General features: G+C 69.2%; 19 protein-coding genes and 1 pseudogene. 7 read left to right on the top strand and 13 right to left on the bottom strand.

The annotated features are described in order from the left end of the window. Window positions 1-24: 24 nt before the first annotated feature. The 4 genes and pseudogenes from ROP_RS41390 to ROP_RS21295 all read right to left on the bottom strand — a co-directional run. Window positions 25-332, bottom strand: a pseudogene (locus tag ROP_RS41390) (zinc ribbon domain-containing protein); the annotation flags it as partial. 43 nt (window positions 333-375) lie between these two features. After that, window positions 376-1,281, bottom strand: a complete 906-nt coding sequence (locus ROP_RS21305) for a dioxygenase (RefSeq protein ID WP_012691473.1) — start codon at window positions 1,279-1,281, stop codon at window positions 376-378. Between the two features lie 14 nt (window positions 1,282-1,295). After that, a complete protein-coding gene (locus ROP_RS21300) occupies window positions 1,296-2,360 on the bottom strand; it encodes a maleylacetate reductase (RefSeq protein WP_012691472.1) in 1,065 nt (354 codons plus the stop codon). Between the two features lie 14 nt (window positions 2,361-2,374). Then, window positions 2,375-4,009, bottom strand: coding sequence for a bifunctional 3-(3-hydroxy-phenyl)propionate/3-hydroxycinnamic acid hydroxylase (locus tag ROP_RS21295; protein WP_012691471.1), 1,635 nt, complete (start codon window positions 4,007-4,009; stop codon window positions 2,375-2,377). Between the two features lie 151 nt (window positions 4,010-4,160). Between ROP_RS21295 and ROP_RS21290 the strand changes: the two genes are divergently transcribed. From ROP_RS21290 to ROP_RS21270, 5 genes are all read left to right on the top strand, one after another. Further along, window positions 4,161-4,820 carry a TetR/AcrR family transcriptional regulator gene (locus ROP_RS21290; RefSeq protein WP_012691470.1) on the top strand — a complete coding sequence of 220 codons (660 nt, stop codon included), beginning with the start codon at window positions 4,161-4,163 and terminating at the stop codon, window positions 4,818-4,820. A gap of 128 nt (window positions 4,821-4,948) precedes the next feature. Continuing rightward, complete coding sequence (locus ROP_RS21285) at window positions 4,949-6,430, top strand: purine-cytosine permease family protein (RefSeq protein WP_043826730.1); 1,482 nt, start codon at window positions 4,949-4,951, stop codon at window positions 6,428-6,430. A gap of 27 nt (window positions 6,431-6,457) precedes the next feature. After that, complete coding sequence (locus ROP_RS21280; protein ID WP_012691468.1) at window positions 6,458-7,096, top strand: TetR/AcrR family transcriptional regulator; 639 nt, start codon at window positions 6,458-6,460, stop codon at window positions 7,094-7,096. A 2-nt stretch (window positions 7,097-7,098) separates the two neighbouring features. Continuing rightward, complete coding sequence (locus ROP_RS21275) at window positions 7,099-8,097, top strand: nitrilase-related carbon-nitrogen hydrolase (protein ID WP_012691467.1); 999 nt, start codon at window positions 7,099-7,101, stop codon at window positions 8,095-8,097. Then, entirely contained in the window at window positions 8,094-9,119 is a 1,026-nt protein-coding gene (locus tag ROP_RS21270) for an agmatine deiminase family protein (RefSeq protein WP_012691466.1), read from the top strand. Before ROP_RS21275 ends, ROP_RS21270 begins: the two co-directional genes overlap by 4 nt. Here the strand turns inward: ROP_RS21270 and ROP_RS21265 are convergent. Next, a complete protein-coding gene (locus ROP_RS21265; RefSeq protein WP_012691465.1) occupies window positions 9,098-10,342 on the bottom strand; it encodes an RNA polymerase sigma factor in 1,245 nt (414 codons plus the stop codon). The genes ROP_RS21270 and ROP_RS21265 overlap by 22 nt on opposite strands. Next, complete coding sequence (locus ROP_RS21260; RefSeq protein ID WP_012691464.1) at window positions 10,342-11,043, bottom strand: YciI family protein; 702 nt, start codon at window positions 11,041-11,043, stop codon at window positions 10,342-10,344. The genes ROP_RS21265 and ROP_RS21260 overlap by 1 nt, the downstream gene beginning before the upstream one ends. A 219-nt stretch (window positions 11,044-11,262) precedes the next feature. On the opposite strand from ROP_RS21260, the gene ROP_RS21255 reads away from it, so the two are divergent. Both ROP_RS21255 and ROP_RS21250 read left to right on the top strand, forming a co-directional pair. Beyond that, the gene (locus ROP_RS21255; protein ID WP_012691463.1) at window positions 11,263-15,153 is read left to right on the top strand and encodes a Pls/PosA family non-ribosomal peptide synthetase; all 3,891 of its coding nucleotides are present in this window, start codon (window positions 11,263-11,265) and stop codon (window positions 15,151-15,153) included. Between the two features lie 14 nt (window positions 15,154-15,167). Beyond that, window positions 15,168-16,466: a M1 family metallopeptidase gene (locus tag ROP_RS21250; protein WP_050785220.1), complete on the top strand. Its 1,299-nt coding sequence runs from the start codon at window positions 15,168-15,170 to the stop codon at window positions 16,464-16,466. Here ROP_RS21250 and ROP_RS21245 read toward each other — a convergent pair. Genes ROP_RS21245 through ROP_RS21215 form a run of 7 tightly spaced genes read right to left on the bottom strand, consistent with a single transcriptional unit; the run spans window position 16,397 to window position 23,510 of the window. Then, window positions 16,397-17,731, bottom strand: coding sequence for an MFS transporter (locus ROP_RS21245; protein ID WP_012691461.1), 1,335 nt, complete (start codon window positions 17,729-17,731; stop codon window positions 16,397-16,399). The two genes, ROP_RS21250 and ROP_RS21245, sit on opposite strands and share 70 nt — an antisense overlap. Then, the gene (locus ROP_RS21240; protein ID WP_043825099.1) at window positions 17,728-18,375 is read right to left on the bottom strand and encodes a GntR family transcriptional regulator; all 648 of its coding nucleotides are present in this window, start codon (window positions 18,373-18,375) and stop codon (window positions 17,728-17,730) included. Before ROP_RS21240 ends, ROP_RS21245 begins: the two co-directional genes overlap by 4 nt. A 40-nt stretch (window positions 18,376-18,415) precedes the next feature. Then, a complete protein-coding gene (locus ROP_RS21235) occupies window positions 18,416-18,856 on the bottom strand; it encodes a RidA family protein (RefSeq protein WP_012691459.1) in 441 nt (146 codons plus the stop codon). Then, window positions 18,849-20,441, bottom strand: a complete 1,593-nt coding sequence (locus tag ROP_RS21230; protein ID WP_012691458.1) for a gamma-glutamyltransferase family protein — start codon at window positions 20,439-20,441, stop codon at window positions 18,849-18,851. The genes ROP_RS21235 and ROP_RS21230 overlap by 8 nt, the downstream gene beginning before the upstream one ends. Continuing rightward, window positions 20,438-20,800, bottom strand: a complete 363-nt coding sequence (locus ROP_RS21225; RefSeq protein ID WP_012691457.1) for a Rieske (2Fe-2S) protein — start codon at window positions 20,798-20,800, stop codon at window positions 20,438-20,440. Before ROP_RS21225 ends, ROP_RS21230 begins: the two co-directional genes overlap by 4 nt. 29 nt (window positions 20,801-20,829) lie before the next feature. Further along, entirely contained in the window at window positions 20,830-22,272 is a 1,443-nt protein-coding gene (locus ROP_RS21220; RefSeq protein ID WP_012691456.1) for an aldehyde dehydrogenase family protein, read from the bottom strand. Continuing rightward, on the bottom strand, window positions 22,269-23,510 hold the full coding sequence (locus tag ROP_RS21215; protein WP_012691455.1) for an NAD(P)/FAD-dependent oxidoreductase: 1,242 nt from the start codon (window positions 23,508-23,510) through the stop codon (window positions 22,269-22,271). The genes ROP_RS21220 and ROP_RS21215 overlap by 4 nt, the downstream gene beginning before the upstream one ends. Window positions 23,511-23,523 lie beyond the last annotated feature (13 nt).

Below are 23,523 nucleotides of genomic sequence, written 5' to 3'. Positions count from 1 at the left end.
GGACGCGGGTTTGCTGCTCACGTTCTAACTGGCTGTCAGAGGGGTGGCTGCTATAGGCACGGTTGATTGGGCGGCCCGGTAGTCGGTGTGTCCGAGTGCGGCGATGTTGGCGGCGGCGTTATGGTCGGCGTGGCCGGTCCATCCGCACCCGCGCACCGGAAGAGTGCTTGACTGCGCCTGTTCGCGGTGTCGCAGTGCCCGCACTGGTGGCACGTCTTACTGGTATTGCGCGGGTCGATCACCTGCACCGGCACTCCCGCGGCGTGCGCCTTGTAGGTGATCTGGTCGCGCAGTTGCGCGTATGCCCAGGAGTGCAGTTGTTGCGGCTGTCCGCAACGACGGGCGCCGGCGGCTGACATGTCGGACCGAGCCGTGTCAGACGCCCGCGGGTGCGAGGACGATGTCGAAACGCGCTCGTGCCCAGGACCGGTCGCCGAGTTCGCGGCCGTCCGGGGTGGGTGTGCCGGGCGCCTGCTGTGCGAACTCCTTGATCAGTGAGTCCTTGACTCCGAAGACGGAGTCGCCGATCTCGATCTGCGGATCGCCGTCGACGAAGATGTGCGTGACCAGGGTCCGCAGGTTGTCGGCTTTGACCATGAAGTGCAGGTGCGAGGCCCGGACGGGTGAGCGGCCCACGGCCTCGAGCATCTTGCCCACCGGTCCGTCGTGCGGGATGGGGTAGGGCACCGGCGTCAGGCCCCAGAATCGGTACTGCCCTTGGTCGTCGGTGAACAGGTGCGCTCGACCGGCGATCCGTTCGTCGGCGTATTGCACGTCGTAGTATCCGTCTTCGTCGCATTCCCACACCTCGATGCGGGCGCCGGGCACGGGGTTGCCGTCGGTGTCGGTGACGGTGCCTTCGATCCAGCACGGCTGACCGGATGCGCCGCCGGCGATGTCGCCGCCGAGCGGGATCTCGGGGGCGTCGTCGACGAAGAAGGGGCCGAAGACGGTGGCGTCGGTAGCTCCTCTGTGGGCCTGGTTGTTGACGGCGATGGTCTGCATGGAGGCGCCGAGGACGTCGGAGAGCAGGACGAATTCCTGGCGCCTGTCGTCGGTGATGTGCCCGGCGGCGGTGAGGAACTCGATGGCGGTGTTCCATTCGCCTTCGGTCAGGCGCACGTCGCGGATGAACGCGTGCAGGTGCCGGGTCAGCGACTGCATCACCTGCTTCAGCCGCGGATCGGGGGTGCCGTCGAACGAGGCGACGACGGTGGCGACGAGTTCGTCCTCGAGCGCCCGCTGCTGCGGGTTGATCGGGTCGGCGATGTGGGTGGTCATGGTCGGTGTTCCTTTCACAGCACGGGGGTGTCGCCGGAGTGGGCCGCGCGCAGGAGCGCGTCGAGGTCGGTGGCCGTCACCGGCCGGGGGTTCGAGTCGGGGACGAAGGGCAGGATCAACTCGACGGCCTCGGGAACCTGCGTCTCGTCGAATCCGTAGTCCTTCAGGGCGTGGGGGGCGTCGAGGCTCTTCCGCAGCGTGTTCAGTCCCGTGACGGCGGTGTCGGTGCCGAGTGCCGTGGCGATCCGCCGCTCCGCTTCGGGTGCAGCAGGGGCGTTGTAGGCGAGCACGTAGGGCAGGACCGTCGCGTGGGTTTGCGCGTGGGGCAGGTTGTACGCGCCGCCGAGGACGTGGCAGATCTTGTGGTGCAGTCCCGATCCGGCGGAGGCGAATGCGACCGCGGACAGGTACGCGCCGTACAGCGCCTGCTCGCGTCCGCTCAGGTCCTGCGGATCGTCCTTGATCGCGGGCAGTCCGGCCGCGAGGGCACGGATTCCCTCCGCCGCGATGGCCCGGTTGATCGGGTCGGTGCGCGGCGCCCACATCGAGTCGATGCAGTGAGCCATGCCGTTGAGGCCGGAGGCGACCGACAATTCGACCGGGAGCGACAACGTCAGGTGTGCGTCGTAGATCACGGTGCCGGGCAGGACCTTGTCGTCGACACCCGTGGTCTTGCGGGCGGCCTCGGTGATGCCCCAGACGTTGGTGGCCTCGGAGCCGGCGTAGGTGGTGGGCACCGCGACGATCGGCAGCCCGGACGTGAGGGCGACGGCCTTGGCCAGCCCGGTGGTCGAACCGCCGCCGATACACACCAGCAGGTCGATCGAGTTGTCCGTGGCCACCGCCCGAGCCGCCTCTGCGTTGGCGATCGGGACGTGTGGGGCGACATCGTCGTGGAACACGGCCACGTCGATGTGCTGCGTGACCGCCTGGGCAACTGCGGTTTCGGATCGCGAGGCGATGACCATGATCCGCCGGGCGGCGAGCCGGACGACCTCCGCCGCGAGGTTGTCGGCGGCACAACCGGATCCGAACAGCACCCGCTGCCCGAGAGTCACGTGATCGAAATGCAGATTCATGGGGACAGCTCCCTTCATCGGGCCGCGACCGGTGCGCGATCGGTGGTGGTCAGGTGCAACCCGTCGAGAATCGTGTCGAGTGAGGCCCGCAGTGTTGCCACGTCGGGCGCGGTGGCCGCGACGTAGAAGTCCGGGCGCAGGATCACGAAGTCGGCGCCGATCTCGTCGAGCCATCGCGCGTAGGTGCCGTCCACGTCGATCACGTCGCAGTCCGTAACTGCCGATCCGAGCCGGACACAGCGTCCGTCCAGGATTTCCCACAGGCGGCGCTGCTCGTCGGTGAGCACGTCGGCAGCGGATGGGCCGCGGCCGATCACGGTCCAGCCGCGGCCCGCGATGTCGTCGAATCGGCCTCGTCGACCGTTCGCCTCCACGATGCCCTGGACGGACAGCTCCCCGGCGTGTGCGGTGCCGGAAGTCCACAGGCCCGGACCGAGCGAGGCGATATCGGTGTCGACCGGGGTTCCGTCGGACGCGGCGAGCTCGGCGATCATCTGCCGATCTCGCGCGACTGCGTCGTCGGCGTCGGCAATGCAGATGATCTTGCCCAGGCGCATCGAGAAGTCGATGTAGTGATGGACGTGCCCCTTGCGTTCGGTCCCGTAGGAATCGAGCACCTCGTCGCCGGACTTGCACGACAGCACGAGGTCCAGGCGCCATGCCAGGGCCACCGAATCTCGCAAACCCGCGCACATGCCTTCGCCTGCGAACGGCGGCATCAGATGCGCGGCGTCGCCGGCGAGCAGTCCGCGGCCGTTGCGCCAGTTCTCCGCCCACCGCGCCTGGAATCGGTACACCGCCGCACGCTCGAGTTCGGCGTTGGCCGGGGTGACGCCCCACGGCTCGAGCAGTTGCCACGCGGACTGTTCGGAGGCGAGTTCTTCGGGGTTCTCCCCCGGCAGCACCATGTACTCCCAGCGGCGGCGGCCGGGGCCACCCGGGACGATCGTCGTCGGCCGGGCCGGGTCGCACAGCTGCCAGTGCGTCGGGCCGAGGTCCAGGCCGGAGATGTCCGGCATGATCATGTCGAGGATCAGCCAGTCGAAGAAGAATCCGTGGTCGGCGAAGTCCAGGCCGAGTGCCGTACGGACGAAGCTGTTCGCCCCGTCCGCGCCGACGACGTATTTCGCGCGGATCACTCCGGGGGCCGCGTCGCCGTCCGTGCCGGTGACCTGGCCGGTCAGCACGATCCCGTCACCGTTCTGTTCGAGGTCGGTGGCCAGCCAGCCGCGCCGGATCGTCACGCTCGGCAACGTCGCTGCGACGTCACGCAGCCGCTTCTCGAGTTCGGGCTGCGAGAACCAGTACCGCGTGCGCCACCCCGATGCTGCGATGGACTTCCAATCGACCTCGAGGAGGTTTTCGCCCTCCGCGTTACGCCAGTAGTAGAGATCGTCGTGGTACTCGACCGCCGGATCGTCGTCCGAGTCGATACCCAGGATCGCGAGGATACGAGCGATTTCATGGTCGTAGGTGACCGCGCGGGGCTGCTCGTAGGGCGCGGGCCATTTGTCGACGATCGTGACGCGGTGGCCGCGCTGACCGAGCAGTACGGCCAGCAGCGTTCCGACGGGGCCGCAGCCCACCACTGCCACGTCGGCGTCATACGCGAGGTTCGCCTCGGCGCGAGCCGTCTGGGTGTCCGTCATTGCACGTCCTCTTCGCGAGTGAGCTGGGTCATAGGGGTGCCAGTATCGTGACATCATCCTCATTATTGAGCAAGTCCTCATTTATGAATGTCTGCTCATCGACGTGCGTCCCGGCCCGAGTTCACAAGGGGGATCGCGTAGCGTTTCCGATGTGCCCGCACCGTCGAACAGCCCCGCAACGCCCGCCCAGGGCTCGCGCCACCAGCGCCGGCGCGAGAAGACCCGCGCACGACTCCTCGATGCCGCCCGCACTCTCGTGGCCGAGCGCGGCGTCGACGCGGTGGGCCTGTCGGACATCACCGAGGCCGCCGATCTGGGCGCCGGGACGTTCTACAACTACTTCCATTCGCGTGACGAGATCGTCGAGGCCGTGGCCGAGGAATCGATCGAATCACTCGGCGCCAGAATGGATTCGATGACCGCCGGCATGACAGATGCGGCGGACGTGTTCTCCTCGTCGCTGCGCCATCTCGTCCGGCACGCCATCAGCGATCCCCTGTGGGGATGGTTCGTGGTGCGACTCGGTGTAGCCCATCCCAAGCTCATCGCCATCCTCGGCCCCCGGGCCGCACGCGACCTGCGCATGGGCGTCGACAGTGGAAGATTCACGATTCCCGACGTGGACATCGCCACCGCCTGCGTATTCGGCGCCCTGCTGTCGACGCTGCATCACGTCGTGTCCGCGCACACGCAGGACGGTGTCGACGAGGTCTTCGCTCAGACCATGCTGTGCATGGTCGGCGTCCTCCCCGACGAGGCCCGCGACGTCGCCGGCAGGCCACTGCCGCCCCTCCCCGACGTGACGACCTAACGCAAACCACGTCTTCGACGACGGGCGCACGCCACTCGCCGGTCTTGACTGAATTTTCAGTTTGGAATATCTTCGGTAATCACCAGGACGTGATGACCGTCACCTCCGCCCCGAATGTGAGGTCCGAAGTGTCCACGAATCTCGACCCGACGACGCCCCTCGACGACACCGCCCCCTCCCCGCCGGAGGACCGGTTCGGACACATCGAGACGATCGGCGTGGAGTACATCCCCGAATCGGAACGCGATTCGCGACCGCTCAACATGCTTGCGGTGTTCTTCGGCGGCAATCTGGCGTTCTCGGTGATCGTGTTCGGCTGGCTCCCCATCACTTTCGGGCTCAGCTTCGGCAGCGCGGTGGCGGCGAGCGCGATCGGTATCGGGCTCGGCACGCTCCTCATCGCTCCCCTGTCGCTCCTGGGTCCGCGCACCGGCACGAACAACACCGTGTCGAGTGGTGCGCACTTCGGAGTCAGCGGGCGGATGATCGGCTCGGGGCTCACCCTCCTCTTCGCCCTCGCGTACGCGGCGATCGCGGTCTGGACGTCAGGGGACGCACTGGTCGCGGCCTCACACCGCCTGTTCGGCACACCGGTCGACAACGGCATGCTCGCCCTCGGATACGGGATCATCGCCGCCGAGATCGTGGCCGTCGCGCTGTTCGGCCACGGCACGGTAGTCGCGCTCCAGAAGTTCGTGCTGCCCGTCGTCGCCGCACTGCTCCTGCTCGGGGTGTTCGCGTTCGGTGGCCATTTCGACGGTGGAGCGGGCAGCGGCGACTACCTGCTCGGCGGATTCTGGCCCACCTGGATCCTGGCCGTGGTCCTCGCCGTCGGCGGACCGCTGTCGTATGCCCCCACACTGGGCGACTACAGCAGGCGGATCTCCCGGGTGCGATTCAGCGACCGTTCGATCGTCGCGGCCACCATGGCCGGCATCTTCTTCGGGCTGTTCCTGACCGCGGTGTTCGGGTCGTTCACCGCCTCGACGTTCACCACGCTGAGCGACTCCTACGTCGCCGACCTGGTCGCGGAGGCCCCGGGCTGGTACGTGCTGCCTATCGTCCTCGTCGCCCTCGCGGGCGGCCTCGGGCAGGGCGTCCTGAACGTCTACGCCAGCGGACTCGACCTGGAGGCGCTGATTCCCCGGTTGCGACGCGTTCACACGACGCTGATCACGTCGGCGCTCGCCGTGGCACTGCTCTACATCGGCGTCTTCGTCGTCGACGCGGTCGATTCCATCACCGCGATGACGTTGGTGCTCAACGGTTTCGCGGCCCCCTGGGTGGCGATCAACGTCGCCGGCTTCCTGGTGGCGCGGCGCGGGCAGTACGACGCCGTCGATCTCCAGGTCTTCAACCTGGGCCGGAAGGGTGGACGGTACTGGTTCACCGGTGGCTGGAACCTGCGCGCCGTCATTCCCTGGGCGGCCGGGTCCGTATTCGGCATTCTCGCCGTCGACACGTCGCTGTACTCCGGGCCCCTTGCCGACATCGCGCACGGTGTCGATGTCAGTCTTGTCGGATCGTCGGTCATCGCCGTGGCCGGCTACCTCGTCGCGCTGCGACTGTGGCCCGAACGCGTGGCCCCGGCCGAGGCGCCGACACCCTGAGACGGCACGAACCGAAGGAGATTCACGATGAGCGAGCGACGCGATGCGATTCTGAAGGCCAGCGCAACGGCCATCGCCCGACGCGGTATCCGCGGGCTGCGCGTCAACGACGTCGCGGAGGTCGCGGGAGTGTCGCCGGGACTGCTGTACTACCACTTCAAGGATCGCATCGGACTCCTCGAGGCCGCCCTGAACTACATCAACGACCGTGCCCGCGCCTACCGCAGCGAAGGTGAGCGGTCCTCGGACTCCGCCCGCGACCGGCTCACCCGCTCGCTCCTCGGCGAGATCCAGGACCGACCGGAGGTCGTGGAGAACTCGTTGGCCTGGAACGAGTTACGCGCCTCCGCCGTGTACGAGGAGGCGCTGCGGGAACCGCTCGCCCGCACCACCGCGGCGTGGGTTGCGGAGATCGCCGACGCGATCGCACAGGCGCAGGCCGGCGGCGAGATCTCCTCGTCGCTCGACCCTCGGCGCACCGCGGTCACGATGACCGCCCTCGTCGAGGGGCTGTCCGGACGGTGGCTCTGCGAGGAGATCACCACCGAGGACGCCCACTCCCATCTGCTCGGCGCGATCGACGTCGTGATGTCCGAGCCCACTCACCAGTCCGATCCGACCCACCACATTTCCGACACCCCCATCACATCCAGACCGAAGGAATAACGATGACCATTCGCACGATCACCGCGCTGCCCGCCCCCTCCTCCCCCGCACGTTCCACGGCGTCCGCCCGCACTCCGCTGCGGGTCGGGTTGGTGCAGCACCGCTGGCAGGCCGACCCGGACGCACTGCGCACCGGGTTGACCGACGCGATCGGCGAAGCGGCGGCCCTCGGCGCTGCGGTGGTGTTCCTGCCGGAACTCACGCTGTCGAAGTACCCCGCCGACGTCCGCGCGACCGGGACACCCGGGCGCGACGCCGAGGACCTGACGACCGGGCCCACGTACAGTTTCGCTGCCGCCGCCGCGGCCCGGCACCAGGTCTGCGTCCACGCCTCGCTGTACGAGAAGGCCGACGGCCCGGACGGTCTCGGTTTCAACACCGCCATCCTCGTGGCCCCGTCCGGTGAGCTGCTCTCCCGGACCCGCAAGCTGCACATCCCGGTCAGCGCCGGATACTACGAGGACACCTACTTCCGCGGCGGTCCCGCCGACGACGCCTACCCCGTCTACCGGCCGGCCGAACTGGGCGGAGCTGCCCTCGGGCTGCCGACGTGCTGGGACGAATGGTTCCCCGAGGTGTCCCGCATGTACTCGCTCGGCGGCGCGGAAATCCTCGTCTACCCCACCGCGATCGGGTCGGAGCCGAGCTTCCCCGCGTTCGACACCCAGCCGATCTGGCGGCACGTGATCGTCGGAAACGGCATCACCAGTGGCACATTCATGGTGGTCCCGAACCGCTGCGGCAACGAGGGCGGCATCGACTTCTACGGTTCCTCGTTCATCTCCGACCCCTACGGCCGCGTGCTGGTGTCCGCTCCCCGCGACGAGGAGGCGGTCCTGGTCGCCGATCTCGACCTGGATCAGCGCAAGGACTGGCTCGACCTCTTCCCGTTCCTGACCACCCGCAGGCCGGACACGTACACCCGGCTGACGGATCCCGTGGACCACGAGCACCCCTACGGACTCCCGACGACCGTATCGGCCGCGGAGACCCGGTCATGACCTGGCGGATGCCCAGCGAGACCGAACCGCAGGAACGGGTGTGGATGGCGTTCCCGCCCCTCGGTGCGTCGATGACTGCGACAGCGGACGACGCGCACGAGGCGCGGACCGCGTGGACGGCCGTCGCGCACGCGATCGCCGACTTCGAACCGGTCACCATGGTCGTCGATCCGGCGGACCGGGACGTCGCCTGGCAGTACCTCGCCCGCGACATCGACGTGGTCGAGGCTCCCCTCGACGACGCCTGGATGCGCGACATCGGTCCCACGTTCGTCCTCGACGAGGAGGACCGCCTCGGCGCCGTCGACTGGACGTTCAACGGCTGGGGACAACAGGAGTGGGCCACCTGGGAGCACGACCGGTCGATCGGCGCGGCCGTCACCCGGTGGTCCGGGGCCCGGCCGGTCCCGTCGTCGATGGTCAACGAGGGCGGCGGCATTCAGGTGGACGGCCACGGAACCGTGCTCGTCACCGAGACCGTGCAACTCGACCCGCTGCGCAACCCCGACCTGGACGCGGCGGATGTCGAGGCGGAGCTCGCGCGCACGATCGGCGCCGAGCACGTCGTCTGGCTGCCGCGCGGCCTGACGCGGGATTCCGAGAAGTTCGGCACCAAGGGGCACGTCGACATCGTCGCGGCCCTTCCCGCGCCGGGGGTTGTCCTGGTGCACTGCCAGCGCGACCCGTCGCACCCCGACCACGAGGTGACCGCCGAGATCCTGAAGGTGCTGTCGGACAGCCGTGACCGGTCCGGTGCGCCGTGGCGGATCGTCGAGGTGCCCGCGCCGACGGTCCTGCGCGACGAGGAAGGGTGGGTCGACTACAGCTACATCAATCATCTCGTCGTCAACGGCGGGGTCATCGCGTGCGGCTTCAACGACCCGCACGATGCCCTCGCTCGCGACATCCTGTCGAGCGTCTATCCCGGTCGCCGCGTCGTCACCGTCGACGCCCGGCAGATCTTCGCGCGGGGCGGCGGCATCCACTGCATCACCCAGCATCAGCCTCGCGGACGGATCTGACGGGCACCGTCCGCTTCCGCCAGTCGCCTGGCGAGGAAACGCCGGGTGGGTTCGTTCGCCGCCAGTCCGATCGCGGCGCGGTATTCCACGCTCGCCTCCGCCGGCCTGCCCGCTCCGCGCAGCAGGTCGGCGCGGGTGGCGTGCAGGGTGTGCGTTCGCGTCAGCCTCGGCTCCCCGGCGAGCGCGTCCACCTCGGCGAGCCCGGCGTCGGGGCCGTCCCGGAAACTCACTGCGACCGCGCGATTGAGCCGGACCATGGGCGAGTCGCCGTACGCGGCGAGTTCGTCGTATCCGGCGACGACGGCATCCCAGTCGGTGGCCGCCCAGTTCGGCGCCGTCGCGTGGGCGGCGGCGATCGTGGCCTGCGCGCCGTACGGACCGCCTCCCCGGCGCCGGGCCGCCCGCAGGCACACGACACCTTCCGCGATCTTCGCCCCGTCCCACCTCCCGCGGTCCTGGTCCTCGAGGGGAACGAGATCGCCGGCGTCGTCGGTGCGCTGGGACCGCCTGCTGTCGTGGAACAGCATGAGCGCCGTCAGCGCCCACGCCTCGCCCTCGTCCGGCATCAGTTCGCACAGCAACCGGCCGAGCCGCAGCCCCTCCTCGCAGAGTTCGTCCCGGATCGCGGTGTCACCGGACGTGGCCGAATACCCCTCGGTGAACACCAGGTAGATGCAGGCGAGCACCTGCGGGGTGCGCTCGGGGAGCAGATGGTCGGGCGGAACCCGGAAGGGGATGCCTGCTGTCCGGATCTTCGACTTGGCGCGGGTGAGCCGCTGGGACACGGTCGGTTCCGGGGCGAGAAGCATCCGGGCGATCTCCGCGGGCCGCAGTCCGGCCACCAGCCGGAGCGTCAACGCCACCTGCGACTCCGGGGACAGCGCGGGGTGGCAGCACGTGAACATGAGCCGCAACTGGTCGTCACGCACCGGCCACACCTCTGCCACGTCCGGAGGCGGAACGAGCCGCGCCGCGTCGTGCTCCTTGTCGCCGCGCAACGACTCCCGCCGCAACCGGTCCAGCGCCCGGTTGCGGGCGACGGTCGTGATCCAGGCCCCCGGGTTGTTCGGCAGACCCGAATCCGGCCAGCTGCGGATCGCCTCGGCGAACGCCTCCTGCACCGCGTCTTCCGCGAGGGCCAGGTCGCCGACCATCCGCGCCACGGTGGCCAGCGCCCGCCCGGACTCCTCCCGGAAGACGCGGCTCAGTGTGTCGCCGTCCATTACTCGGCGTAGTCGACGATCTGCCGGAGTTCGATGCAGCCCTTCGGCGACACCGGGATCTTCGCCGACAGCGCGATCGCACTCTCCCGGTCGTCGGCGGCGAGCACGTACAGACCGTTCGCGACCTCGGCGGTCTCGGCGAAGGGACCGTCGGTGAGGAGAAGTTCCCCGCCCCGGACGCGGATCGTCGTCGCGGAGTCCGGCGGATACAGGGCTCCGCCGCCACGCACCGCAGCTCCGGCGAGCCGACCGAACTTCTCGTGCTCGGCCATTCCCTCGTCCCACTGGGGTGTGCCCGGCGCCACGGCCGCCGCCACCGGTTCGCGGAGCAGCGCGAGCCAGCAGCCATTCTGATCGGTCACGGGCATCCACTCGAACATCGGCCACAACTCGACGATCGCCTCGGGGATGTGCCGCGCGATCTCCAGCACCTCGTCCAGGTCCGTTCCCACGAGGACGTAGAAACCGCCGACCACCTCCGCGGTCTCCGCGAACGGGCCGTCCGTGATCAGCGCGCGGCCGTCCGCGTTCCGGATGGTCGCCGCCTCCGCGCTCGGATACAGGGCAGCACCCCCGACGATCGCGGAGCCCGCCCTCTCCGTGAACGCCTCGTGGCGCGCAACGGCCACCGCGAACTCCGGACTGTCCGGTGCCCATTCGGTGGCGTTCTTCTCGTCCGCCAGCAATGCCAGGTAGAACATGAGGTCATCCTTCCTCGATTCGAAGGAACTCGGGTGTTCCTTCTGACCAGTCGACGAAGAAGTCGGTAGAACTTCGACCTGTGCGGCGAGAAACCTGCGAACTGGGGGTGAAGAATGGTCGACGAAGGCCTATGCACCACCAACTGTTCACCATCTGGTCACTTGATCGTGAGATAACGAGCCGTACGCACCACCACCGCTCAGAGAAGGAATCCTGGATTGTCTCTCCAGTCACCGACGGATTCGGACCTGTCGCTCCGTATACCCCGGAAATTCCTCCGCCGTCAATTCGCACCGGCGCCGCGCACCCTCGTCGACATCGTGTTCGCGACAGCCGAGGCGAACCCCGAAGCCCCCGCAATCGACGACGGCTCCACATCGCTGACGTACCAGGAATTGCTCGAGGAGATCCAGCAGACCGCGAAGGTCCTGGCCGAATCGGGAGTCGGGGCCGGCGATCGCGTCGGTATCCGCATGCCGTCCGGGTCGTGCTCCCTGTACGTCGCCATCCTGTCGACCCTCGCCGTCGGCGCCGCCTACGTGCCGGTCGACGCGGACGATCCCGAGGAACGCGCCGAACTCGTGTTCGGCGAGGCGCAGGTCCGGTGCGTGGTGACCGGTTCCGGGATCATCGCCGGCACCGCACCGGCCAGGGCCGAATCACCTGCCGCCCGCCCACCGACCGTCGACGACGACGCCTGGATCATCTTCACTTCCGGTTCCACCGGCACCCCCAAGGGTGTCGCGGTGAATCACCGCAACGCAGCCGCGTTCGTGGACGCCGAGGCCCGGATGTTCCTGCAGGAAGACCCGATCCGGCCCGGCGACCGGGTGCTCGCCGGACTGTCCGTGGCGTTCGACGCGTCCTGCGAGGAGATGTGGCTGGCGTGGCGTCACGGCGCCTGCCTCGTTCCCGCACCCCGGTCGCTGGTGCGCAGTGGCATGGATCTCGGACCGTGGCTCGTTGCACGCGACGTCAGCATCGTCTCGACGGTGCCGACCCTGGCGTCGCTGTGGCCCGCCGAGGCCCTCGAGGCCGTGCGCCTGCTGATCTTCGGTGGCGAGGCGTGCCCGCCCGAACTGGCCGAACGCCTCGCGGTCGACGGCCGCGAGGTGTGGAACACGTACGGCCCCACCGAGGCGACCGTCGTGGCCTGTGGCGCCCTGATGGACGGCCGGAGCCCGGTCAGCATCGGTCTCCCGCTGGACGGCTGGGATCTCGCCGTCGTCGATGCAGCGGGCGAACCCGTGCCCGAGGGCGAGGTCGGCGAACTGGTCATCGGCGGTGTCGGCCTGGCCCGGTACCTCGATCCGGTGAAGGACGCCGAGAAGTACGCGCCGATGCCGACGCTCGGCTGGGATCGGGCGTACCGCAGCGGCGACCTGGTGCGCCTCGACCGCCGCGGGCTGCTGTTCCAGGGCCGCGCGGACGACCAGGTGAAGCTCGGCGGCAGGCGAATCGAGCTGGGCGAGGTCGACAACGCGTTGCAGAACCTCCCCGGTGTCGGCGGCGCCGCGGCGGCCGTGCGCCGGACCGGTGCCGGTCACCAGATCCTCGTCGGCTACCTGGCCAGCACCAACCCCGACTTCGACCTCAAGGCCGCGCACACCACACTCACCGGGCAGCTCCCGGCTGCGCTGGTTCCGCGGCTGGTGCTGGTCGACGAACTCCCCACCCGCACGTCGGGCAAGGTCGACCGGAACGCCCTTCCCTGGCCGCCGCCGGGTGTCGACGACGCCGCGGAGAAGCTGGGCCTCGAGGGCACCCCGGCCTGGGTCGCCGAATTGTGGGCGTCGATTCTCGGCGCCGAGATCACCGGGCCCGACAACGACTTCTTCGAACTCGGCGGCGGATCCCTCTCCGCCGCCCAGCTGGTCACGGCGCTGCGTGAACGGTTCCCCGAAGTGACGGTCGCGCAACTCTACGACCATCCGCGGCTCGGTTCACTCGCCGAATACCTCGACGAACTGGCGCCGATCGACGCCGCCGAACCCCGCATCGTCACCCCGACTCCGCGGCGAAGCCAGCTCGCGCAGATCGCGGCCACCGTTCCGCTCACCACGCTCACCGGGTTGCAATGGGTCACATGGCTGGCGATCGCGAACAACGTCCTCTCGTGGTTCACGGCCGTGCCGTGGGCGCCCACGGTGTCGTGGTGGTGGATTCTGCTCGCGTTCTTCGCGTTCATCAGCCCGGTCGGGCGGATGGCGATCTCGGTGCTCGGCGCACGGATTCTGCTGCGCGGACTCGAGCCCGGAACATATCCCCGCGGGGGCAGCGAACACCTGCGACTGTGGGTGGCACTGCGCCTCACCGAGGCCAGCGGCGCCGCGAACCTGTCCGGCGCGCCGTGGATGCTCTACTACGCGCGGGCGCTCGGGGCCACCGTCGGCCGGGGCGTCGACCTGCACACGTTGCCCCCGGTCACGGGCATGCTCGAACTCGGCGACGGCTGCTCGGTGGAACCGGAGGTCGACCTGTCCGGGCACTGGGTCGACGGGGACGTCGTCCACATCGGTGGGATCAAGATCGGTCCCGGTGCGTCGGTGGGTGCGCGATCGACACTGCTGCCGGGTGCCGTCATCGGGCGTAACGCCGAAGTCGAGGCCGGTTCGGCCGTGTTCGGACGCGTCAAGGCCAATCAGCACTGGGCCGGTTCGCCCGCGGTAAAGGTGGGCAAGGCCGTCCACCCGTGGCCCGAGGAGACCCCCCGGCGCGCGTCGTACTGGGTTCCCGCGTTCGGCGCGACGTCGATGCTCATCGCCGGTCTGCCGATCTTCGCGCTCCTCGCCGGGATCTTGGTGATCGGGTGGTGGATCCGCGACGCGGGCACGCTCGGGTCCGCGGCGCTCCAGTCCGCGGTGATCCTTCCCGTCGCGACGCTCGTCAGCCTCGTCGTGTTCGCCGCCCTCACGATCGTGTCCGTCCGGCTGCTGTCGATCGGACTGCACGAGGGGTATCACCCGGTCCGCAGTCGCATCGGCTGGCAGGTGTGGGCCACCGAACGGCTCATGGACTCCGCCCGCACGTTCCTGTTCCCGCTGTACGCGAGCCTGCTGACACCGGGATGGCTGCGGTTGCTCGGCGCCCGGATCGGCAAGAACGTGGAAGCGTCGACCGTCCTCATGCTGCCGAAGTTCACCACCGTGGCGGACGGCGCGTTTCTCGCCGACGACACGATGATCGCGAGTTACGAACTCGGTGGCGGCTGGATGCACATCGAACACGCCAAGGTCGGCAAGCGCGCCTTCCTCGGCAACTCCGGGATGACGGGCCCCGGCCGGCGGGTCCCCAAGAACGGGCTCGTCGCGGTGCTCTCGGCCACGCCGTCGAAGGCGAAATCCGGTTCCTCCTGGCTGGGCAGTCCCCCCGTCCGCCTCCGCCGGGCGCCCGGCGACACCGACGCCTCCCGCACGTTCCGTCCGCCGTTCCGGCTCAAAGTCGCTCGTGCCGTCGTCGAGACGTGCCGGCTCCTTCCCGTGATGGTGACGTTCGGGATCGGGCTCGGCGTGCTGTTCGCGCTGGAGATGATGGCCGACCGCGTCGGTTTCTGGCTCGCCGCGCTGGCCAGCGGGGTCGTGCTCCTCGTCGCGGGTGCGGCCGCCGGACTGATCTCCGTGGTCGCGAAATGGCTGGTGGTGGGTCGGATCGGGAAGATCGAACACCCGCTGTGGAGTTCGTTCGTGTGGCGGAACGAGGTGTCGGACGCGTTCGTGGAGACCGTCGCCGCGCCCTGGTTCGCCCGGGCTGCCACCGGCACCGCCGTGCTGAACGTCTGGTTGCGGGGACTCGGCGCCACCATCGGCAAGGGTGTGTGGTGTGAAACCTATTGGCTCCCCGAGGCCGATCTCGTGACGCTGGGCGACGGGGCAACCGTGGAACGGGGGTGCGTGGTGCAGACTCACCTGTTCCATGATCGGATCATGTCCATGGACACCGTCATCCTCGGAGCCGGAGCCACCCTCGGTCCGCATTGTGTCGCGCTGCCCGCCGCCCGGATCGGCGAAGGCGGCACGGTCGGGCCGGCCTCCCTCGTCATGCGCGGCGACACCGTGCCGCCGTCCACCCGGTGGCAGGGGAACCCGATCGCCCCCTGGCCGGCCACGTGAAGTCGGACAAGGGGATGGACGAGCCGGTCGACCCGTACCTCCCCCAGAACGGCAACCGCGGATACCGGGTGTCCCGGTACGAACTCGACCTCACCTACAAGGTCCACAGCAACCGGCTGACGGGCAAGGCCACGATCACCGCGGTCACGACCGCCGTCCGCTCCCGGTTCGCCCTGGACCTGGCGGCCAATCTGCACGTCACGAAGGTCACGACCAACGGCTCCCGCAACACGAAGTGGCTGCACCGCAACGGCAAGCTGATCGTCACGCCCGCGCAGAGAATCCCCGCGGGCGGTGCCCTCGTGCTCACCGTCCAGTACGGGGGTTCACCGAAACCGATCCGCAGCATGTGGGGTGAGGTCGGGTGGGAGGAATTGTCGGAGGGTGCACTCGTCGCCAGTCAGCCCAACGGGGCGGCCTCCTGGTTCCCGTGCGACGACCATCCGAGTTCGAAGGCCAGTTACCGCATCGCGATCACGACCGATTCGCCGTACTACACCGTCGCCAACGGGGCGCTGGTCAGCAAGCAGACCCGGGCCAGTCAGACGACGTGGGTGTACGAGCAGACCGAGCCGATGCCGAGTTACCTCGCCACCATCCAGATCGGACCGTACGAACGCCGGAGCTTCGCGTCGGGGAGTGTTCCGATGTTCGCCGTCCACCCACCGCGACTGCGGGCGTCGTTCGATGTGGACTTCGGCCGGCAGCCGCAGATGATGGACGTGTTCTCCCGGTTGTTCGGCCCGTACCCGTTCGCCGACTACACGGTGGTCGTGACGGACGACGAGTTGGAGATCCCGCTCGAGGCGCAGGGACTGTCGATCTTCGGAGCCAACCATTGCACCGGCAGGCGCTGGGCCGAACGTCTCGTGGCGCACGAACTCGCCCACCAGTGGTTCGGCAACAGCCTGACGCTCGGCCAGTGGCGGGACATCTGGTTGCACGAAGGCTTCGCCTGTTACGCCGAGTGGATCTGGTCGGAGAATTCCGGCGGACGTACGGCGCACCAACTCGCCCTTCAGGCGCATCAGGGCCTGGCCCGCAAACCGCAGGACCTGGTGATCGCCGATCCGGGACCGCAGTTGATGTTCGACGACCGCGTCTACAAGCGCGGCGCGCTCACACTCCATGCTCTGCGGCGCCGGCTCGGCGACGACAAGTTCTTCGCGTTGCTCCGTGAGTGGACCCTGGCCCACCGCCACTCCACCGTCACGAGCGAACAGTTCACCGACCTGGCCACCCACTACACCGACGAGCCGCTCCGCAGGCTGTGGGATTCCTGGCTCGGCGAGAAGATCCTGCCGCCGATGTGATCTGCCGGCTTGTCCGGGTTCGGGAGGTGCGACCGCCACTTCGCAACCGCGAGCGCAAGGCATCCCGCCGCCGCGACCGCGCCGAAGACGAACATCCGCGGATACGTCACCGCCGGGAACGTCTCGGTAAGGTAGGCCATCACGACGGGCGTTCCGAACCCCAGGTACGTCAGCGAGTAGAAGACCGCGGTCAGTCCGGCGAGGTCGTCCGGGCCCGCGATCCGCTGGATCTCCTGCAGTCCCGACACCATGGCCAAGCCGTATCCGCAGCCGAGCACGACGGCCGCGGCGAGCGCGAGCGGGACGGTCAGCGCGGACGCGGCGACGAACGCGAAACCCATCCCGGCGACGACGACACCGAGCGAGACCACGACGGCGCGCGCATTGCGCGGAGTGTCGATCCTGCGGCCGAGCGCCTGGATGGCGAAACCCGCCCCGAGACCGACCATGCACATGAGCGCGGAGAACGCGAGCGGCAGCCCACCGGTCTTCCGGGACATCAGCGAGGGCAGCACCGCGTAGGCGGCGGCCGCCGTGCCGAACACCCACGGCGCGAGCGGCACGATCACGAACAGGAACCGCTTGTGCGCGGCGGACGGGATCGCGAGGTCGCGGGCGAGCGAGACTCGTTCGGAGACGGGCTGGGCCGCCCGGGTCTCGGGTGCCCGCCAGAGCGCGACGGCAGCGGCGACGGCGATCGCGCTGTGCACGGCGTAGGACAGGACGCTCGGCAGCGGCGCCCACTGCGCGAGAATACCGGCGACACCGGCGCCGAGGCCGAACCCACCGGTGAGGCTCATCGCGGCCCGGCGTGCGCCCGCCCCGTCCGTCGCCACGGGATCCCACGGCGCGGTCGACAACTCCTTCACCCAGCTGCCGCCGACGGCCATGCCGAGGCCGAGCGCGACGCCGCACAGGACGCGGCCGACGATGAGCATCGCCGCGGAGTCGGCGCCGAGGGCCAGGAGCGCGGAGCCGGCGACAGTCAGGAACGGTGCCGGGAGCAGGATCGGCCGTCGTCCCAGCCGGTCGGAGAGCGGTCCGCCGAGGAGCAGCGCGGGCACGATCCCGAGAACGTAGGCGAACAGGAACAGATCGACCGTGACCGGGGAAAACCCGTGATCCGTGCGGTACATCCCGAGGAGCGGGGTGAATTCGTTGCCGCCCCACGCGACCGCGAACATGGTCGCGGCGACCAGCAGCCAGGTGCGCGGCGCCGCGAGGGCCTCCGGCACCTCCATCGGGGATTCGCGGACGACCGTCATCGCGCAACTCCTCTCGGGTTGAGGGCGTGGACCTGGCGCATGTGGACGAGCACCGCGGCGTCGAAGCCGGCGGCGTCGCCCGCCGCGACGAGTTCGGTCAGCTGTTCGTGGTCGGCGATGATCCGGGGCAGCTGTCCCGGATCACGGGCGATCGAATGGGCCGTCATCCGGCGCTGACGCTCGCGAATGCTGGAGTAGAACGTCGCGAGCAACGGGTTCTCGCCCGCCTCGACGATCATCCGATGGAAGTCGGCGTCGGCGGCGCTGAACGCGGCGACGTCGCCGCGCTCGGCGATCTCGCGCTGCTCCGCGAGGTTCTCGCGCAGGCGGGCGACGAGCAGTTCCCGGGTGCGGGGCTGGTCGGCGAGCAGCCGGACGCTGTGCGTCTCGACGAGTTGGCGTGCGTCGACCACGTGTTCCGCCTCGCCGTCCGCGACGGGCACGATCAACGCGCCGCGCTTCGGGTACAGCCGCATCCAGCCCTCGGCCTCGAGCCGGAGGAAGGCCTCGCGCACCGGGGTGCGGCTGAGCCCCATGCGGCCGGCGATCTCGCCCTCGCTGATCAGCTCACCGCCGGGCAGACCGCCCGACAGGATGAGCTCCTTGACCTCGCGATAGGCCTGCTCAGCGGCGGAATACAACATAGACACAAGATGTATTTATACGCCTGAACCGAGTGCGGGTCTATGCCGAGACGGCCACTGTGAGCTCTATCTCCACGGGCGCGCCGGACGGCAGGGCGTACACACCGATCGCGCTGCGCACCGGCAGCGCGTCGGGTCCCAGGCATTCGACCAGCACGTCGGACGCACCGTCGGCCACCGCGGACAGTTGGCGGAAGTCCGGGGCACACGCGACGAATACGCTCATGCGCAGGCACCGGGAGATGGCGGCCGTGCCGCCGACGGCCGCGGCGACGGCCGCGATCGCGTTCCTCGCCGCCAACCCGGCCGCCTCCCGCGCGCGGGGGATGTCCAGGTCCCGTCCGACGACGCCGGTGACGGTCAGTTCGCCGTCGCGGCGCGGTGTCATCCCCGCGCTGTAGGCGATCCCGTCGTGCACGACGGCCGGGATGTAGCGGCCCTGGGGTCGCGGCGCCGCGGCGGCGGATTCCTCCTCAGACACCGAGCGCTATTCCTTCCTGACGAGGGTCGGCGGCGCCGGACAGCAGGCCGCGCGCGGTGTCGACGGAAATGATCTGGGCGCTGCCGCCCGCCGCCCACGGACCCTGCAGCGTGACATCGTGCCCGAGGGCCCGGAGTTCACCGCGCACGTCTTCGGGAACTCGCGACTCGCATCGCAATTCCGCCGGGCGCCCGACCACGTCGGCGTCGCTGCCGGGGAAGACCGTGAAGCGGGGTGCCGCGACGGCCTCCGCGGGGTCGAGTCCGTGATCGAGCAGGTGCGAGATCAGTTGCATGTTCCACTGCACCTGGCCGTCTCCACCCGGCGTGTTGCCGACGTGCAGGAGGTTCCCGGACGTGTCGGTGACGACCCACGCGTTGAGGGTGTGCAGCGGTTTGCGCCGTGGCGCCGCGGCGTTGGGATGTCCCGGGATCAGATAGGCCCCGCGGCCGTATCGGTTGTTCAGCACCACCCCGGTTCCGGGGACGGTCATCTTGGCGCCGAACGTGAAGGCGAGGGAGTGGATGAAACTGACGGCACGGCCGTCTGCGTCCACCGCGACGGTCGAGGTGGTGTCGCCGGCGCTCACGCTGAAGGCACCCGACGGCGCCCGATGGCTGTCCAGCCGGTCTCGCGCCGCACGGATCGCGGCCGGATCGAGCACCGCCCTCCACCCGTCGTTGCCGGCGCCGCACGTCGCGAGCCGGTCTTCGAACGCGAGTCGCGCGGCTCGCGCCATGCGATCGATCGCCGGAGCGGTGAGCCATGGGGAGAAGCCGACGACGCCGTCGTTCAGTGCCGCCTGCTGCAGCACCATCCACCCGGGTGTGGGCAGCGGAGTCTGGTGCACGACCGCACCGGCGTAACGCCCGCTGATCGCGGACTCCGGGTGCACGTCGGCCCCGGCCGCCCACTCGTCCCCGCCGAACGGTGCTCCTCCGGCCCGGAGCGCGTCGACAGCCCGCTCCGCGAACGAGCCGGTGTAGAAGCCGTGCACGTCGCGCGCCAGTTCACGGATGCACCGGGCCAGGTCGCGTTGCGGCAGCAACTCCCCGACCTGCGGCAACCGCCCCTCCGGGAGATACACGCCACGCAGGCCGGGGTCGGCGGCGATCGCCGCCTGCGCTTCTCGCACGTCGTCGCGGGTCTTGGCGGAGCAGGGCAGCCCCTTCTCCGCCGTGCGGGCCGCGGGTGCCCAGAGGTCCGCCAGCGAGCGGGTGGCGCCACCGGCGTGCAATGCGGCGAGGGCGGCGGGCGCCCCGGGAACCGCCACCGCCAGCGCCCCGTCGAGGGGAATCGACCGCAGCCTTCGTTCGGTGTAGAAATCCACGTCGGCGCCGTCGGGACCGAAGCCGCTGCCCCCGACCGTCCACACCGTTCCGTCGGGTTCCCGGACGACGGCGAACGCGTCGCCGCCGATCCCGCACTGGCCCGGCAACGTCAGCCAGGTCATCGCGGCCATGGCCAGTGTCGCGTCGATCGCGTTGCCTCCGTCGGCCAGAACGCGCGCACCGACCGTGCTCGCCGCGGGGTGACTGGACGAGACCATGCCGTCGGTGGAGAGGGTGGAGGGTCGTGGGTTCACTTCATGCACCCCCGCGCGGCCCGCCTGCGCGGAATGGAGCTGGTGTCCTCGGGGTCGATGCCGACGAAGATCTCGCCGTCCCGTTCCTCGACCGGGTACGTCTTGATGGCCACCGTCGCAGGCGGGCACACGGGCTCGCCCGTCTCCAGATCGAATACGCTTCCATGGCAGGAACATCCGATCCCGTCGTCCACGAGTTTCCCGGACGAGAGCAGGCAGTCCAGGTGTGTGCAGTAGTTGGACGTGGCGTAGGCCTTCCCGTTGAGGCGGGCCACGGCGAATTCGTGGTCACCGGCGAAGAAACGGCGCACGATGCCCTCGGAAACCTGTCCGGAGCGCGCAACGCGAGTGAATTCCATGGTCTTCTCCCTCTGTCGACAGGTAGGTCTCAGGCCGAAGGGCTGAGGTAGACGGTCTTTTCGGCTTGGTAGAACTGCATCATCGAGTCGCCCGCCTGTTCCTTGTGAGTCTGCGTGCTCGAGGCCTTGTACCCGCCGAACGGCGCGTTCATGCTCATGCCGGTGGTGGGCTGGTTGATCTTCACCAGCCCCGATTCGGAACGGCCTGCGAACGCGAGCGCCCGATTCACGTCGTTGGTGACGATTCCGGCGCTCAGCCCGAATTCGGTGTCGTTCGCGAGTGCGACGGCCTCGTCGAAGCCGGCGGCCCGCAGGAAGACCAGCAGTGGCCCGAACACCTCTTCCGTGACCACTCGCATGTCCGGGCTGCCACCGGCGAACACGGTCGGGGCGGCGAAGTAGCCACTGTCTTCGTCGAGACTCATTCCACCGCAAACCAGTTCGGCGCCCTCGTCCTTGCCGATCTGCACGTAGTCGACGAATTTGGCGAGTTGCCCCGCGCTCGCAAGTGCACCCATGCCCACCCCCGAGTCCGCGCCCGGGCCGACGGTGATCTCGCCGGCGAGTTCCACCACGCGGTCCAGCAACCGGTCGTGGACGGCGTCCACCGCGATCACCCTGCTGGTGCCCGTGCACGCTTGCCCGGACAACCCGAAGGCGCCCTTGACGATCAGTGCGGCCGCCTTGTCGACGTCGGCGTCGTCGAGGACCACGACGGGGTTCTTCCCGCCCATCTCGAGTTGGCTGCGGCGCGACGGACCGACCGCCGCGTGGATCGCGCGACCCACTGCGGTGGAGCCGGTGAACGTCACGGCATCGACCCGCTCGTCCGCCGCGATTGCGGCGCCGGCGCGACCGGATCCCTGGACCAGCGCGACGACCCCGGCCGGAAGTCCCCCGGCCAGCAGTGCCTCGACGAGGCGCTGTCCCATCAGCGGTGTCAGTTCGGACGGTTTGAACACCACGACATTTCCCGCAGCCAGGGCGGGTCCGAGCTTGCGCGACGGAATGTTGAGCGGAAAGTTCCACGGGGTGATCGCCCCGACGATGCCGACGGGTTCGCGCAGGGTGATGACGAGCCCCTCGCCCGGGGTGGGATACGTGCTGCCGGTGGTGCGAAGTGCCTCGCCGGCGTAGAAGCGCAGGTTCATCGGGGTACGACCGACTTCCATCGTCGCCTCCGCCCGGGTCTTGCCCTCCTCCCGGACGAGTTCCTCGACGAGTTCGCCTGCACGCGCCTCGAGGTGCGCGGCCGCGGCTTCCAGAATTGCCGCGCGGCGTTCCGGGGGCGTCGCGGCCCAGTGCGGCGCCGCCTTGGCCAGCGCGCTCACGGCGGCATCCACATCCGCCGCGGTCGAGTCCGGGAACACCCCGATCACGTCGTCGTGATCGGCGGGGTTGCGTCGCTCGAACGTCGCCCCGGAGGACGACGGGACCCACTGCCCGTCAATGAGATTCAGACCTTCGATCATGACAGCGTCACCAGTTCCTCGTCGTCTTCATCCATCAGGTCGAACAGGTCGAGATCTTCGTCCGCGAGCCGCGACGGATCGATCGAACGGCCGATCAGCTCCCTGGCTGCACTGATCTCTTCGCCGCGGTCGAGTGCGAAGGCGCCGCGTACCACTCCACTGTCCAGGTAGAAAGCGGTGAATTCGCCGCCTTCGGCGCTGCCGCGGAAGATCAGGTCGGTGTAGCTTGCAGTACCGGCGAACTGGAGGTTCTTGCCGAACTGATCCGACCAGAACCAGTGGGCGGGGTCCACGACCCCGACGCGTCCCAGCATCAGATTCGCGGTCGCCGCCCCCTGCTTGCTCGCGTTGTCGAAGTGTTCGACCCGAACGTGTCTGCCTGCCGCGTCGGAGAATCGGGCCGCCACGTCGCCGGCGGCGTACACGTGCGGAATCGACGTCCGTCCCTGTGCATCCACGAGGATTCCGCCGTCGACGGCCAGTCCTGAGGACTGCGCGACCTCGACGTTGGGGACGATCCCGATTCCCACCACCACGACGTCGGCCTGAATCACCTCCCCGCCCGCGAGTGCGATCAGCACGTCTTCCGTCCGGGTCGTCACGCTGTCGACCCGGACGCCGCCGCGGACGGTGACCCCGTTGTCCCGCTGCAATCGTGTGCAGACCTCGCCCATCTCGGGTCCGAGGATCCGGGCGAGAGGCACCGCGTCGGCCTCGAGGACGGTCACTTCTCCCCCGAGAGTTCGTGCGGTGGCGGCAATTTCGAGCCCGACGAATCCCCCGCCGATCAGCACCAGCCCGACGCCGGGGCGAAGCTGGGCGGCGAGCCGTTCGGCGTCGTCGATCGTTCTCAGGTAGTGCACCCGTTCGGGCGCGGGACCGGTCACCGGCATCGTCCGCGGCCTGCCTCCGGTCGCGACGAGGACGGCGTCGGCCGCGATGCTCCGCCCGTCGGACAGTTCGACCGATCCGCCGGTCGCGTCGATGCGCGTCACCGCCGTGCCGGTGAGGAGTTCGACGTTCTGCTTCTCGCGCCAAGCGTCGGGAAGCAGCATCAGGGATTCTCGGTCCTCCTGTCCGGCAAGGAATTCCTTCGACAGAGGTGGGCGCTGATAGGGCGCATACGGTTCTTCGCCGACGAGCAGAATCCTGCCGTCGAATCCTCGGCGCCGCAGCGTGCGCGCGGCGACGGCGGCGGTCTGGCCGGCGCCGACGGTGACGATGGTGTTCAGCGTCATGGTGTCACTCGCT

The organism is Rhodococcus opacus B4 (assembly GCF_000010805.1).
GTDB classification, from domain to species: domain Bacteria; phylum Actinomycetota; class Actinomycetes; order Mycobacteriales; family Mycobacteriaceae; genus Rhodococcus_F; species Rhodococcus_F opacus_C.
This window is presented reverse-complemented; position numbering and strand designations above follow the sequence as displayed.

Excerpts from the sequence above, each read along its gene's own strand:
- ROP_RS21240 (WP_043825099.1), bottom strand. The coding sequence starts at position 18,375 with ATGTTGTATTCCGCCGCTGAGCAGGCCTATCGCGAGGTCAAGGAGCTC.
- ROP_RS21275 (WP_012691467.1), top strand. The coding sequence starts at position 7,099 with ATGACCATTCGCACGATCACCGCGCTGCCCGCCCCCTCCTCCCCCGCA.
- ROP_RS21270 (WP_012691466.1), top strand. The coding sequence starts at position 8,094 with ATGACCTGGCGGATGCCCAGCGAGACCGAACCGCAGGAACGGGTGTGG.
- ROP_RS21295 (WP_012691471.1), bottom strand. The coding sequence starts at position 4,009 with ATGACGGACACCCAGACGGCTCGCGCCGAGGCGAACCTCGCGTATGAC.
- ROP_RS21245 (WP_012691461.1), bottom strand. The coding sequence starts at position 17,731 with ATGACGGTCGTCCGCGAATCCCCGATGGAGGTGCCGGAGGCCCTCGCG.
- ROP_RS21250 (WP_050785220.1), top strand. The coding sequence starts at position 15,168 with ATGGACGAGCCGGTCGACCCGTACCTCCCCCAGAACGGCAACCGCGGA.
- ROP_RS21225 (WP_012691457.1), bottom strand. The coding sequence starts at position 20,800 with ATGGAATTCACTCGCGTTGCGCGCTCCGGACAGGTTTCCGAGGGCATC.
- ROP_RS21215 (WP_012691455.1), bottom strand. The coding sequence starts at position 23,510 with ATGACGCTGAACACCATCGTCACCGTCGGCGCCGGCCAGACCGCCGCC.
- ROP_RS21220 (WP_012691456.1), bottom strand. The coding sequence starts at position 22,272 with ATGATCGAAGGTCTGAATCTCATTGACGGGCAGTGGGTCCCGTCGTCC.
- ROP_RS21305 (WP_012691473.1), bottom strand. The coding sequence starts at position 1,281 with ATGACCACCCACATCGCCGACCCGATCAACCCGCAGCAGCGGGCGCTC.
- ROP_RS21265 (WP_012691465.1), bottom strand. The coding sequence starts at position 10,342 with ATGGACGGCGACACACTGAGCCGCGTCTTCCGGGAGGAGTCCGGGCGG.
- ROP_RS21260 (WP_012691464.1), bottom strand. The coding sequence starts at position 11,043 with ATGTTCTACCTGGCATTGCTGGCGGACGAGAAGAACGCCACCGAATGG.
- ROP_RS21280 (WP_012691468.1), top strand. The coding sequence starts at position 6,458 with ATGAGCGAGCGACGCGATGCGATTCTGAAGGCCAGCGCAACGGCCATC.
- ROP_RS21300 (WP_012691472.1), bottom strand. The coding sequence starts at position 2,360 with ATGAATCTGCATTTCGATCACGTGACTCTCGGGCAGCGGGTGCTGTTC.